Here is a 12,527-nt window from a genome sequence, read left to right on the forward strand (position 1 = left end):
CAGTTTGGAGCACCCCTCAATGAAGATCACAGGATTTGAAACGGGAGTCGTTGCACTTCCGAGAACTGTAGGACCTCTATCCTCAGGCCCCGGCAGCGTTGCTGCCAGCTTTGTCACGCTCAAGCTAAGAACCGATGACGGCATCGAGGGTATCGGCTATGCCGGATTCGCCTCAGACGTAATGCTGAAGGCCCTGAAGCAGTCCATGGACAGCCTGTCCGAACAGACGATCGGCTCAGACCCGATGATGGTGGAGCAGATCAATGCCCACCTCATGGCGCTCGGTGGAAGCGGCTCTCCTGCCGGGCTGGTGACGAGGTCGGTATCGGCCATCGACGTCGCGCTCTGGGACATTCGCGGCAAGGCTCTCGGTCAGCCAATCTACAGGCTGCTGGGAGGATTTGCCGACCGCGTTCCTACGTATGCGAGCGGACATCTCTGGAGGACCTACGACCTTGACATGCTTGCCAGGACAGGCCCTGACCTCGTTGAACAGGGCTTCAAGGCCATGAAGTTCAGGATGGGCGGCGAGGACACCGACGCCAAGGAGATAGAGCGCATGAGGGTGATGCGCTCCGCGATTGGCGACGAGGTCGACCTCATGGTGGACATCAACCAGGGGTGGGACATCAACACGACGATGCGTATCGGACGCCTCATGGCGGACTTCGGTCTGTTCTGGCTCGAAGACCCGATACAGCACCAGGACTATGAAGGCTACGCGCGTATCGCCGACGCGCTCGACACGCCGATCGCGACCGGCGAGTACCACTACGGCACGATTCCGTTCAGGCACATGCTCGAGCACAGGTCGCTGGACATCGTGATGGTCGATCTGCTCAGGGTAGGGGGACTCACCGGATTCATGAAGGTCGCCCACATGGCGGAGATCTTCAATCTGCCGGTGGTCAGCCACCTCGCCACCGAAGTGCTTGTACACGCGGTAGCAGCGGCGCCCAATGGTCTCACCGTAGAGCACATGCCCTGGACGTTCGACATGTTCACCAAGGAGCCGAAGGTCGAAGACGGGCAGATCGTGCTGCCACAGGCACCGGGCCTCGGGGTAGAATTCGACGAAGAGAAGCTTGCGATGTACGCGGTGGACTAGGTCCCGCCGGTGCTCCAGGGCAGTTCGACCTCGTCAGCGCCACCGTCCTCGACGATTTCCACCAGTTCCAGGTCGAACGTGAGGTCGCGCCCGGCCAGCGGGTGATTGGCGTCCAGTATCGCCCGGCCATCGACTATGTCGATTACCACGAACCGTAGCTGCTGGCCTTCAGCGTCCTGACCTACGAGAGTGACGCCCAATTCGACTCCTGGGGGAAGCGCTGAAATGTCCTCTTCCAGCATCATGTCCTGGTTGTGGGGTCCGTACGCCTGGCTTGCGGGAATCGTGACCGTCTTCTTTTCACCAGGGGTCATGCCGAGCACGGCGCTTTCGAATCCAGCCACTACCTGCCTCGCCCCGAGCACGAACTCCAGCGGCTCGCCCCGTTCGTTGGATGAGTCGAACTGCTGCCCTTCGGTCGTGCCGACGTAGTGGACGCGTACCTCGTCTCCGATTTTAGCTGTCTGGTTCGTTTCGCTTTCGGTCATCGTGTCCTGGCCTGCCTACAGATGGCTTTCAATGGGGGAAGCGGACAGTTTCGAGTCCAGTCCCTCGTAGTCCTGGTAACCGATCAACTCGTACAGCTCGGAGCGCGTCTGCATGTCGTCTAGCATACCGGCCTGCGTGCCGTTCTCGAGGACTTCTCTCATCGCGGTCCGCATCGACTTGGCCGCGATTCTGAGCGATGTCACTGGGAAGATCACCAGGTGGTAACCAAGCGCTCCGAACTCGGAAACGCTCAGGTAGGGAGTCTTCCCAAACTCGGTCATGTTCGCAACCAGGGGGCCGCTGACAGACTCAGAGTAGTGTCGAAACTCGCCTGCGGTCTCGAGCGCCTCCGGGAAGATTATGTCTGCGCCTGCGGCCAGGTACATTCGTCCCCGGTCGATGGCGTCGTCCATGCCGTTGATTGCCTTGGAATCGGTCCTCGCCACGATCAGCGCGGAGCTGCGTGCCTGGGCGGCTGCTCTGACCTTGGTGCAGAACTCGTCCGGACTCACGACCTGCTTGCCGTCGAGGTGTCCGCAGCGTTTGGGCATAACCTGGTCCTCGATCTGGATCGCAGCGGCCCCGACAGCCTCAAGCTCCTTGACTGTCCGGTAGGTGTTGATCGCCTCTCCGAAACCGGTGTCAGCGTCAACGATCAACGGCAGGCTGGTAGCTCGCGTCACCCACCTGACAGCCTGGGTAAGCTCGTCCAATGTGAAAAGACCGATGTCCGGGATTCCCAGGCTTGCTGAGAACGCCGCCCCTGAGAAGTACAGCGCCTTGAATCCAACTTCCTCGGCGATGAGCGCCGAAAGCGGGTTGAAGACTCCCGCAACTGGTATCGTCCCGCCAGTTGCGAGCAGTTCGGCCAGGGTGTCAGTCTGCCGTGAAGCTCCGGCTCGAATCTCCCAGGTCATCGGAATGCTACCCCATGAATCCCCGGGCGCCTTCGACAGGAGTCCACTCCTCACCCGAACCGTCCTCAGGGGAGAAACCGATGATCCTCTCACCGGCCTCGATGTCCCAGATCCGAAGGTCGTTCCTGGACATTCCATAGACGATTGCGAAACCGACCGAAGGTGGAGCGTCGATGGCCTTCTGGATGAGCTGCGCCGCATCGCGGTGGCTGAGCCACAGGGAGAGGGCGGCCGGATGGAAGGTCGGGTCGTCCGGTGTCATTACCCAGCCGATTCGGAGGCAGATGATGGATAGTTCGTACTGGTCGTGATAGTAGCTGCCCAGGGACTCCCCGAACGCCTTGCTAACTCCGTACAGGCTGTCGGGACGGAGGTCCCTGTCGTCCAGCATCCTGAAAGGCCGTCTGACCTCTGCCAGCCGACCGTCATATATCGCTTTGTATGGGTCGTCCTTGAGCGGGTAGAACCCCACTGCGTGGTTGGTGCTGGCGAGTATCACCCTCCTCGCTCCTGCCAGCCTGGCAGCCTCGTACACGTTGCGGGTTCCAACTATGTTGTTGCTAAGTGTCGACTCCCAGGTGGCCTGCGGGCTTGGGTCTGCGCCCATGTGTACGACGACGTCCACGCCCTCAAATGCCGGGGTGATCGAGTCGATGTCGCCAAGGTCGGCGACGTGCGACTCGGGCCATCCGCAGTCGACGATGTCAAGACCAACCAGGTCACACCTGTATGCCAACTTGCTGCGGATGATGCCGCCGATCTGTCCGGCGGCGCCAGTCACCAAAACTCGCGCCCTGTCCGTCATACTATCCTCCGTTCACACTTGGCAGGTGCTAGGCTAGAATGTCAGCGGCGCCCTATCAGGGGCCGTCCCTGAGCGCCAGGATCAGGAGAGTGATTACTATCGGCACCACAATGGTCCAGAGTGCCCTTCGTGGAGTGAATCGAAACATGCCGAACCCCGCTGATGGTGTCATGGAACGCCGACGGAATGGTATCACAGACCCAAATGGAGCGGTGTGCAGATGAACAAGCGCTTCAGGCTGATCGCGCTTGACGTCGACGGCACCATTCGCGACCGTGAGCGGCAGATCTCCTCGCGCACACGGAACGCCATCGACCGCGTGCGTGAGAGCGGCGCATACGTGACACTGGCGACTGGCAGGACGTTCCTCAGCGCGCTGAACGCCTCCACCGACCTTGGCCTGACGTGCCCGATTATCACATTCCAGGGCGCACACGTCGCAATGCCTAGCGGCGACCTGCTCTGGCACACTCCGCTCACCTCGCAAATGACAGAGACCGCCCTCGACGCTCTGTCTGGCAGGGACGAGTTCGATGTCATGGCCTACTACGGCAACGATATATTCGTAGTAGAGATGTCGGAGTGGGCGCTGGACTACGGCAAGCGGAACTCCATACCGATCCGTGTCGTAGAACAGGATGAGATCAGGTCCGGGCCAATGACGAGGCTCGTCGTGAGAGGTGACGACGACGCGATAGAATCTCTGGAGGTCGAATTGAATGACAGGTTCGACGGCGCCTTGTACGTCACCAGATCGCTGTCGTACTTCTGCGAGATACTGCATCCCGACGCCGGCAAGGACAAGGCGATCGAGTGGCTGTGCGATCATCTCGACATAGACCCCAGCGATACACTCGCGTTTGGAAATGGGTACAACGACATAGAGATGCTCAGCACCGCCGGTCTTGGCGTAGCAGTCGACGGGGGAGTGCCGCAGGCCATCGCTGCTGCAGACCTCGTCGCTCCTTCGATGGAAGATGACGGTGTTGCCAGGGTGCTCGAATACCTGCTGGATGGAGGTTACGTCGGATGAATGCCTCACGCTCTCCGGTTGTCGTGGTGCTGGGCGGCATCAACATGGACCTCGTGGCCACGTCCGAGCGTATGCCCAACCTTGGTGAAACAATCTTTGGGACTTCCTTTCACACCGCGCCCGGTGGGAAGGGTGCCAACCAAGCCGTCGCGGCTGCCCGCCTCGGCGCAGAGGTGCGCATGGTGGGCCGTGTCGGCGACGACCAGTTCGGGCCTACATTGCTCGAAGGAATGCGATCTGAGGGCATTGATGTCTCTGGCGTCGCGGTTGATCCTGACAATCCTTCAGGTGTCGCCCTCATCCTGCTGGACGAGCAGGCTGAGAACATGATAGTGGCCGTCTATGGAGCCAACCTGGCGTGTGACGATGCGCAGGTAGCTGCAGTCGATGACGCGCTCGACGGCGCAGATGTACTTCTGCTGCAGCTTGAGACACCGCTTGACGTTGCGTTGAGTGCGGTGGCACTCGCGAAAGAGTGGGGAGCGACTGTCGTCTGGGACCCGGCTCCTGCGCTCAAAATGGGTCATGAAGCCTATCGCCTCTGCGATGTGCTGACTCCAAACCAGGCTGAGGTCGAGTTTCTGACTGGCATAGCCGTTACCGATCCAACTTCGGCAGAGGGTGCTGCTAAGGTCCTTGTTGAGCAGGGGGTTCGGGCAGCGGTCGTAACACTGGGCTCAGGTGGGGCTTTCTTCCTGACTCGTGACGAGAGTGGGCTCGTTCCACCGTTCAACGTCGATGCCATCGACTCAGTAGCGGCCGGAGACGCCTTCGCCGCCGGACTTGGGATTGCTCTGGCAGAGGGTGAATCCCTTGCGGGCGCAGTGAAGTTCGGGTCAGCAGCCGGCGCTCTTGCCGTCACCAAGAGCGGGGCGCAGGAGGCTATGCCGTACAGGGCCGAAGTGGATGCGTTGATCGCGCGTTCCTGAAGTCCTGCATGTCTCCTTACTTTCCTGCTGACGGCTGATGATTGATGGCCCAGCATCGGACACGGTGCGTCGGAGTGGTTTGATGGGCCGGTTTGGCTCTTTCTTTTCCGCTGGTGATGACACTCCGTCAGGGGTAACAGACCTAAGCCGCCGAAGCTCGACCATTGTCCTAACCGTAATTCTCTTGGCCGCACTCGCCCTTCGGCTGTACGGACTGAACTGGGACGAGGGGTTTGGATGGACACCCCATCCAGACGAGCGGGCGATTCTCTTCAAGGTCATCGAGATCGAGCTGCCCCCTCTGAGCGATCTCTCGGTGCTGCTGGACGCGGAGCAGAGTCCGTGGAATCCTGGCTGGTTCCCTTACGGCAGTTTCCCTCTCTATCTCATCAAGCTTGTCGAGATACTCTTTAGCGATCTGCCTGTGATCGGGTTTGACGACCTCAGGGTTCCCGCACGCGCTGTCTCTGCCCTGGCAGACGTCGTGACGATCCTGGTCACATACCTGATTGGAAGGGCGATCTGGTCACGCATGACCGGCCTTCTGGCAGCCGGGCTTGTCGCCTTCTCAGTCATCCACATTCAGCTCAGCCACTTCTTCGCCGTCGACACGCTCATGGCGCTGTTCGCCACGGCCACACTTTTCTTCCTGCTGAGAGTCGTGCTGTGGGGCCGGTACACCGACTCCGCGTTTGCCGGACTGTGCATAGGCCTCGCCCTAGCAACCAAGATAAGCGTAGCCCCGATCCTGGCCGCGTATGTCGTTGCCCACTTCATCTACGTGACCGGACTTGTTCCCCTTGAATCGCGCCGAAATATAGCCTTCTTTGACAGATTATCCGCTGGCACTAAGGCGGGGACAATCGGACTGGGCGTGATGATTGGCGCACTCCTGTTGGCCCAGCCCTATGCCCTCTTGGACTGGAGGCAGTTCTACGCTGATTTCGCCGAGCAGTCCGAGATGGTCCGCAGAATTCGGGACTATCCGTACACCCGCCAGTACATCGACACCACGCCTTATCTGTACCACGGTCAGCAGCTCGCGCGCTGGGGTCTGGGTCTGCCCCTCGGTGCAGTGGCTGTCGTGGGGACTCTCTACGCGGCGCTCAAGGGTCTCAGGACATGGTTTGCGGTTCCCTATCTCGTGATTGGCCTCGTTTTGCCGGCCGGGATTCTCATCCTGTCGAGCAGCATGTTGGCGACCCTGCTGGCTTCGGCCATAGCGGTCGGGGCAATCGTCGCCACAGTGCCAGTCCGGTCTCTGGACACGAGACTGAACGCTGTGCTTCTGTCGTGGGCGATCCCGTACTTCCTGATAGTCGGAGCATTCGACGTGAAGTTCATGCGTTACATGCTTCCGATTACACCTGTGCTCGTCCTGTTCGGAGCCATGATGGCTGTGGATGTCTGGTCATGGGGCAGGAGCAGACAGCCTGCTTTGAAGTTTTCGCTGGGAGTCGTTGCTGCGCTGGCCGTCGCTGCCACTGCGTTCTACGGAGTCTCATACAGCGGCATCTATTCCGAGGTACACCCGGCGGTTCTGGCATCCGAGTGGATCCAGTCGAACGTTCCCCGAGGCTCGGTCATTCTCAAGGAGCACTGGGAGGAGGGCCTGCCCGGACTCTACGAGTACGAAATCGAAGAGTTACCCATATACGAGTACGACCTCCCCTCGAAGTTCAGCCGCATGAGTGACCTGCTGTCGGAAGGGGACTACATAGTCCAATACAGCAATAGACTGTACGGGACGGTCTCCCGGTTGTCTGACAGGTACCCGGTTAGCAGGGAGTTCTACAGTCAACTCTTTAGAGGCGAACTCGGCTACACACTGGAGGCCCACTTCACGTCGTATCCGAACCTGCTCGGGATTGGCTTCGTAGATGAGACCTTCGAGCGGCCCGATCTGCCGCCCCCGGGCGACCTGTCTGAAGCACGACCATACCCTGTTTCGATAAATCTCGGCTATGCCGACGAGAGCTTCTCAGTCTACGACCATCCCAAGGTGCTGGTCTTCCGCAACGTGGAGCGGCTCGACGCCGATGAGATCATGCGTCGGATAGAGGATGGCTCTGGCGGCTACCCGGTGGTCGACCCGCTTGCGCTACCGGACCCACCTGCTGCTGGCAGGCAACTGATGCTGACCCCGGATGAGGCAGCTGACCGCCAGGCAGGCGGGACGTGGAGTGAAATCGTCGACACCGGCGGGGTCGCTGAACAAGCCCCCGCGCTGCTCTGGATTGTCGTCGTCGAGGTGATTGCGCTGTCGTCAGCGCCGCTGGCATTCGTTGTCTTCAGGCCATTTGTAGACCGGGGCTGGCTGATGTCCAAGGCCCTGGGGCTGCTGATCGTCGGACTTGGAATATGGCTGCTCGCGAGCCTCGAGTTGATGGCATTCAACAGGACGACCGCCTTCGCGGTCCTGATAGTCTTTGCCGCAATTAACGCCGTGCTGCTCATCGCCAATCGCGCTGCGATCGCCGACTTTCTGAAGAGGCGTTGGAAGACAGTTGCAGTCGCCGAACTGATATTCCTCGCGGCGTTCATAGCCTTCGTCGCCATCCGAATGGCGAATCCAGACCTGTGGCACCCGTACAGGGGCGGTGAGAAGCCGATGGACATGGCCTACCTGAACGCCGTGATGAAGTCGGTCCACATGCCGCCCTACGATCCGTGGTTCTCAGGTGGATACCTCAACTACTACTACTGGGGGCAGTTCCTCGTATCCACTCTGATTCACCTAACCGGCATCATCCCTGACGTCGCTGTGAACCTCGCGGTGCCGACCTTCTTTGCCATGACCGCCGCGCTTTCGTATTCAGTCGTCCATGCGCTTGTCTCGTGGGTCCGAAGTTCCAGGGGTGAGCCTGCCGGTCTGTCACCCGTGATTGCAGGACTGGTCGGGCTTGTGTTCGTCACAGTCATTGGCAACCTGGACGGTGCGATCCAGATCGCGCAATCAGCGTGGAAGGCACTGATGCAGGGGCTTCCAGTGGGCGAGTTCGACTTCTGGCGCTCCAGTCGCATGATGCCTCCCGACCCTCCAGGTCACGAGATCACCGAGTTCCCGTTCTTCACTTTCCTCTTTGCCGATCCGCACGCCCACCTGTGGGTGCTGCCGTTCACGCTGCTATGCATCGGATTGTCCGCGTCAGTGGTGCTAGGACTGGCGCGCAATGGCTCGCTGCGAAACGTATGGAGCCCCGGACACGTTCTAGCGCTGGTCCTATTGGGTGTATCAGTTGGTGCTCTCAGGCTCCTGAACACCTGGGATTACCCAACGTATCTTCTGTTCGCATTCGCGGCAATTGGGCTCGCAGAGTACCTCACGCAGGGTGGCATATCTGGCGGCGTGATCTTTAGGACTGCTGCCAAATCGGTGTTCGTACTGGCAGTTGGTTTCGCAGCCTTCCTGCCGTTCCACATGACCAACGAGACATTCTTCCTTGGTGTCGAACAGACGACAAACCAGACTACGCTGTGGCAGTTCCTGGCGATCTTGGGACTGTTCGCGTACGTGATCGGGTCGTATTTGATCTGGGAGCTCCGAGGCGCTTTAGCGATCGCGTGGAACGGAGTCCTGCGTGGTTCGGGCTCGCTCTCCCGTGCCCTGGCGGTGGATGCAGTTCTGGACTCTGCTTCGGTGTCAGGACTGAATGTGCACATCGGTCCCGCCCTCGTTCTCACTGCCGTTTCAGGCGCCCTGCTGCTGGGATTCCTGCTGACCGCGCTCCTCTCCGGCTCTGGCTGGGGAACCGTGGTCGTCGTGGGGGTGCTGCTCACCCTGATCGCTACCGTAGGCCTAAGGGCTCTCGCCAGCCGGAGTCATGAGGCACCGGCAGTTGCCTTCGTCGCACTCCTGCTAGGCACCGCTTTCGCTATCGTCATCGGGCTCGACTTCGTGAGGGTCGAGGGCGACATCGAAAGGATGAACAGCGTGTTCAAGTTCTACATGCAGGTGTGGGTACTCATCGCCTTGGGATCTGCGTATCTCGCATGGCGTATGACCGGGTCTCTTTTCGGCCTGACAACTCAGGGCCTGAAACTCCGCCGTACATGGGTGGTTGGTCTTGTGGTACTGGTAGTCTGCTCCGCCGTGTTCACGGTTCTGGGCACGCAAGACAGGCTTCGGGATCGATTCGACTCTGACCGGGTCCCACTGACACTCGATGGACTGGCCTACGTACCCGGTACGACATACCTGGACCGTGAGGGGGCAATAGATCTGGAGTCAGATCTCGAAGGTGTTCACTGGCTGAGAGAGAACGTACAGGGATCACCGGTCATTCTTGAAGCAAACACACCGCTGTATCGATGGGGCGGGAGAGTTTCGATTCATACCGGACTTCCCAGCGTTGTCGGGTGGCGCTGGCATCAGCAGCAGCAGCGGTGGGGATATCGCAATCAAGTCGACATAAGAATTCGCGACGTGGACCGGATTTACTCGACCACAAACGTGTTGGAAGCGGTTGACCTGCTCACGCAATACGGTGTGAAGTACGTCTACGTGGGCCAGGTCGAGCGGCTGTACTACCCGGACCGAGGCATCGCCAAGTTCGAGGGCGACCTGAGTCAGCATCTGACTCCGGTGTTTCACACTGATGACGTGACCATCTATGAGTTCAACGGCTGAAGCAGAAAGAAGAAGACCATGTGCAGGAGTATCAAGCAGCTCAGGAGCTCGGAACGTGAGGCCACGGACGACGAGATCAGGGAGGCCGCTCTCCAGTTTGTCCGCAAGATCAGCGGATATCGAAAGCCATCCAGGGCCAACGTGGAAGTGTTCGATCAAGCCGTGGATGACGTCGCTGCCGCATCGAGGATTCTCCTGAGCTCGTTGCAGGTAAGGGGTGGGTCACTCCGCCAATCGTGACGAGTCCGGTTTTGGTCATCCCCAACACCAAATAGCGCTAGCCGCACAGCCTCGCGCATTCCTAAGATGCATTCAGTCATCCATCCAATCGATGCGCGAGTGTTGTTATGGTACTTCCACAGTTGACGATCGACCTGACTGAAGCGATGGCCATCCTGGGTCCGCTCGCGCTGATCATAGGCGGCATTACCGTCTACGGTGTGTTCGTGTTTAACTTCTACAGGTTACTGGCGCGGAAGGACATCTTCACCCTGGATCTGCAGAAGCACAACCAGGCCAAGCGTCCGGCCCTGAGAAAGACCATCAGCGTAATCTTCTACACGGTCAAGTGCCTGGTGCTCTATCCAGTGTTCGTTTTCTTCTGGTTCTTCATCATGGCGGTGCTGCTCTACTTCCTGAGCAGAAATCAGTCGGTTGAAGTCGTGATGCTTGTCGCCATGGGAGTCGTGGGGGCGATCCGGATTTCATCGTACTACCAGGAGGCCCTTGCTACAGATATCTCGAAGATTCTCCCCTTCGCCCTTCTCGGTATCATGCTGATCGATAACTCGGTACTTCGCCTCGTGGAATCGACCGAGAGTGTGAGAGAGGCTGCTCTCCAGTGGGAGACCGTGACCTCCATGGCTTACTACCTCGCGTTCGTAGTCTCGCTGGAGCTCCTGCTCAGGATGACATCGGGCATCTTCGTCTACTTCAAGAACAGACGGAGGGCCAGAAGGGAACAGAGGACGCAAACGAAACCAGAAGCTGGAAGGCCGACCACGGGGCCTCAGTTTGGGGCTGCCGGCACTGGAACGGTATTCGAGCCACGAGCTGCAGGACGGGGTTCGGCTCCACCTATGAGGCCCAACGGGGCTCCGGCGATGGGTGGCAGGCCGGCGTTCATTCAGGCACGGAGCGATGAATGGTCTCGTCCAATTCGCGACCCTCAGTTCGACGATGCGCCCGAGCCCGCCGATAGTGTCAGGCGCAGCAGACCCGCCTATTATTCTGCGTTCTCATCAGAGTTGCCTAACTCGGACTACAGGACCAACGGCGGTCATCGGATCAGCTAGCTCTGAAGAAGGCTACGGGCCGCTCCCGGCACTTATATCACTGGGCGGTCGCGCCTCCGTCTATCACCAGGGGCTGACCCGTCATGAATGACGACTCGTCGGACGCCAGGAACAGCGCGCCGTAGGCGATCTCCGAGGGTTGGCCGAATCTCTTCATGAAGTTGGAGTTCGCCGCGTCCGCCAGGAACTGCTCGCGTTCCTCGCCGGTGAACTGGCGATGCTGTTCGGTCGCCTGCGTGAGGATCGCGCCCGGACAGACGCAGTTGACCCGTATGTTGTCCGGTGCGAGATCCAGGGCGAGGCAGCGCGTGAGCTGAAGCAGCGCCCCCTTTGACGTGTTGTATGGGACGAACGCAGGCTGCGCGATAAAGCTCGACACTGATGCTATGTTCACGATGGAGCCGCCCCCGACATTACGCATGTGGGGCAGAACGTGCTTGACCGTGTACGTGGGCCCCAGTACGTTGACGCCCAGTACCCGCTGCCAGTCTGCGTCAGAGGCCTGCTCGACCGTGCCGAACACGAACGCCGCCGCGTCGTTCACCAGGACGTTCACTTCCCCATAGGCGTCCACTGCGGCTTCGACCAGCCTTTCGACCTCGGGTTCGTTCGACACGTCTGTGGCGACGAACGTTGCTGTGCCCCCCGCGTCGCTGATGAGGTCAACAGTCTGCTGACCACCGTCCCGGTCGATGTCTGCTACTACGACCCTTGCTCCTTCAGAGGCGAACAGCTCGCAGATTGCCCTTCCAATTCCCGCTGCGCCGCCGGTTACTATTGCAGCCTTGCCTTCGAGCCTCATACCGTACTCCTTCGCCGCGGGCCAATGTCAGTCGGTGTGGAAGACCTCTTCGAGTTCGATCATCATCTGGTCGGGCAGGGCGCCCTCCGGAATCTCGAAGTACGGCGCCATGAACTCCTGCCATCGTGCATTTACTTCCTCGTTGGACATGCCATCTAGGGAAGCCTGGAAGTCCTCGTCTGCCTCGAAGTACCCGAACAGCAGGCCGTCAGGACGCGCGAAAAGCGAGTAGTTTCGCCAGCCGTTTCTGCGCAGAGCGTCGAGCATCTCCGGCCACACGGCCTGATGGTGCTCCGTGTACTCAGGGAGGAGGTCTTCTTTGACCTTCAGCAGAAATCCGACGCGCTTGATGGTTCACTCCCGTTAGATGCGACAGCGTGATTGCGCGCGTGTCACCTGGGGATGGGCATGGATCGGGGCAACTGTGTGAAGTCCACCCATCGAACGCCTTAAGGGTCCAGCTTCAAGCTGGGGTGGAGCGGGAGACCGGATTCGAACCGGCGACAGCCTGCTTGGAAG

The 12,527-nt window shown here is 59.7% G+C and carries 11 protein-coding genes; 6 read left to right on the top strand and 5 right to left on the bottom strand.

Annotation, left to right across the window (positions count from 1 at the left end; translation table 11 throughout):
• The first annotated feature begins 19 nt into the window (after nucleotides 1-19).
• The gene (locus J4G14_09850) at nucleotides 20-1,108 is read left to right on the top strand and encodes a mandelate racemase/muconate lactonizing enzyme family protein (protein MCE2458102.1); all 1,089 of its coding nucleotides are present in this window, start codon (nucleotides 20-22) and stop codon (nucleotides 1,106-1,108) included.
• On the opposite strand, the gene J4G14_09855 is transcribed toward J4G14_09850, so the two are convergent.
• The 3 genes from J4G14_09855 to J4G14_09865 are packed head-to-tail and all read right to left on the bottom strand — an operon-like array spanning nucleotide 1,105 to nucleotide 3,319.
• Nucleotides 1,105-1,596: an FKBP-type peptidyl-prolyl cis-trans isomerase gene (locus J4G14_09855; protein ID MCE2458103.1), complete on the bottom strand. Its 492-nt coding sequence runs from the start codon at nucleotides 1,594-1,596 to the stop codon at nucleotides 1,105-1,107. The genes J4G14_09850 and J4G14_09855 overlap by 4 nt on opposite strands.
• 15 nt (nucleotides 1,597-1,611) lie before the next feature.
• Nucleotides 1,612-2,469 (bottom strand): methylisocitrate lyase, encoded by an 858-nt coding sequence (prpB, locus tag J4G14_09860; protein MCE2458104.1) that lies wholly within the window; start codon nucleotides 2,467-2,469, stop codon nucleotides 1,612-1,614.
• Nucleotides 2,470-2,521: 52 nt separating this feature from the next.
• Nucleotides 2,522-3,319 (bottom strand): NAD(P)-dependent oxidoreductase, encoded by a 798-nt coding sequence (locus tag J4G14_09865; GenBank protein ID MCE2458105.1) that lies wholly within the window; start codon nucleotides 3,317-3,319, stop codon nucleotides 2,522-2,524.
• A 220-nt stretch (nucleotides 3,320-3,539) separates the two neighbouring features.
• Here J4G14_09865 and J4G14_09870 point away from each other — a divergent pair, with 220 nt between their 5' ends.
• From J4G14_09870 to J4G14_09890, 5 genes are all read left to right on the top strand, one after another.
• Nucleotides 3,540-4,352 (top strand): HAD family phosphatase, encoded by an 813-nt coding sequence (locus tag J4G14_09870; protein ID MCE2458106.1) that lies wholly within the window; start codon nucleotides 3,540-3,542, stop codon nucleotides 4,350-4,352.
• Complete coding sequence (gene rbsK / locus J4G14_09875; GenBank protein ID MCE2458107.1) at nucleotides 4,349-5,281, top strand: ribokinase; 933 nt, start codon at nucleotides 4,349-4,351, stop codon at nucleotides 5,279-5,281. Before J4G14_09870 ends, rbsK begins: the two co-directional genes overlap by 4 nt.
• Before the next feature lie 82 nt (nucleotides 5,282-5,363).
• On the top strand, nucleotides 5,364-9,911 hold the full coding sequence (locus J4G14_09880; GenBank protein MCE2458108.1) for a glycosyltransferase family 39 protein: 4,548 nt from the start codon (nucleotides 5,364-5,366) through the stop codon (nucleotides 9,909-9,911).
• A gap of 18 nt (nucleotides 9,912-9,929) precedes the next feature.
• A complete protein-coding gene (locus tag J4G14_09885; GenBank protein MCE2458109.1) occupies nucleotides 9,930-10,151 on the top strand; it encodes a DUF2277 domain-containing protein in 222 nt (73 codons plus the stop codon).
• A 107-nt stretch (nucleotides 10,152-10,258) separates the two neighbouring features.
• Nucleotides 10,259-11,206 (top strand): hypothetical protein, encoded by a 948-nt coding sequence (locus J4G14_09890; GenBank protein ID MCE2458110.1) that lies wholly within the window; start codon nucleotides 10,259-10,261, stop codon nucleotides 11,204-11,206.
• Between the two features lie 37 nt (nucleotides 11,207-11,243).
• On the opposite strand, the gene J4G14_09895 is transcribed toward J4G14_09890, so the two are convergent.
• Together J4G14_09895 and J4G14_09900 are read right to left on the bottom strand one after the other, a co-directional pair.
• Nucleotides 11,244-12,008, bottom strand: coding sequence for a glucose 1-dehydrogenase (locus J4G14_09895; GenBank protein ID MCE2458111.1), 765 nt, complete (start codon nucleotides 12,006-12,008; stop codon nucleotides 11,244-11,246).
• Nucleotides 12,009-12,035: 27 nt separating this feature from the next.
• Complete coding sequence (locus J4G14_09900) at nucleotides 12,036-12,359, bottom strand: L-rhamnose mutarotase (GenBank protein ID MCE2458112.1); 324 nt, start codon at nucleotides 12,357-12,359, stop codon at nucleotides 12,036-12,038.
• Nucleotides 12,360-12,527 lie beyond the last annotated feature (168 nt).

The sequence above is a fragment of the Dehalococcoidia bacterium genome (genome assembly GCA_021295915.1).
GTDB lineage: Bacteria > Chloroflexota > Dehalococcoidia > Lucifugimonadales > UBA1123 > VXRN01.

Bases quoted from the DNA above. Each gene is read 5' to 3' on its own strand.
- J4G14_09850 (MCE2458102.1), top strand. From the start codon at position 20: ATGAAGATCACAGGATTTGAAACGGGAGTCGTTGCACTTCCGAGAACT.
- J4G14_09880 (MCE2458108.1), top strand. From the start codon at position 5,364: ATGGGCCGGTTTGGCTCTTTCTTTTCCGCTGGTGATGACACTCCGTCA.
- J4G14_09895 (MCE2458111.1), bottom strand. From the start codon at position 12,008: ATGAGGCTCGAAGGCAAGGCTGCAATAGTAACCGGCGGCGCAGCGGGA.
- J4G14_09865 (MCE2458105.1), bottom strand. From the start codon at position 3,319: ATGACGGACAGGGCGCGAGTTTTGGTGACTGGCGCCGCCGGACAGATC.
- J4G14_09890 (MCE2458110.1), top strand. From the start codon at position 10,259: ATGGTACTTCCACAGTTGACGATCGACCTGACTGAAGCGATGGCCATC.
- rbsK (MCE2458107.1), top strand. From the start codon at position 4,349: ATGAATGCCTCACGCTCTCCGGTTGTCGTGGTGCTGGGCGGCATCAAC.
- J4G14_09870 (MCE2458106.1), top strand. From the start codon at position 3,540: ATGAACAAGCGCTTCAGGCTGATCGCGCTTGACGTCGACGGCACCATT.
- J4G14_09855 (MCE2458103.1), bottom strand. From the start codon at position 1,596: ATGACCGAAAGCGAAACGAACCAGACAGCTAAAATCGGAGACGAGGTA.
- J4G14_09885 (MCE2458109.1), top strand. From the start codon at position 9,930: ATGTGCAGGAGTATCAAGCAGCTCAGGAGCTCGGAACGTGAGGCCACG.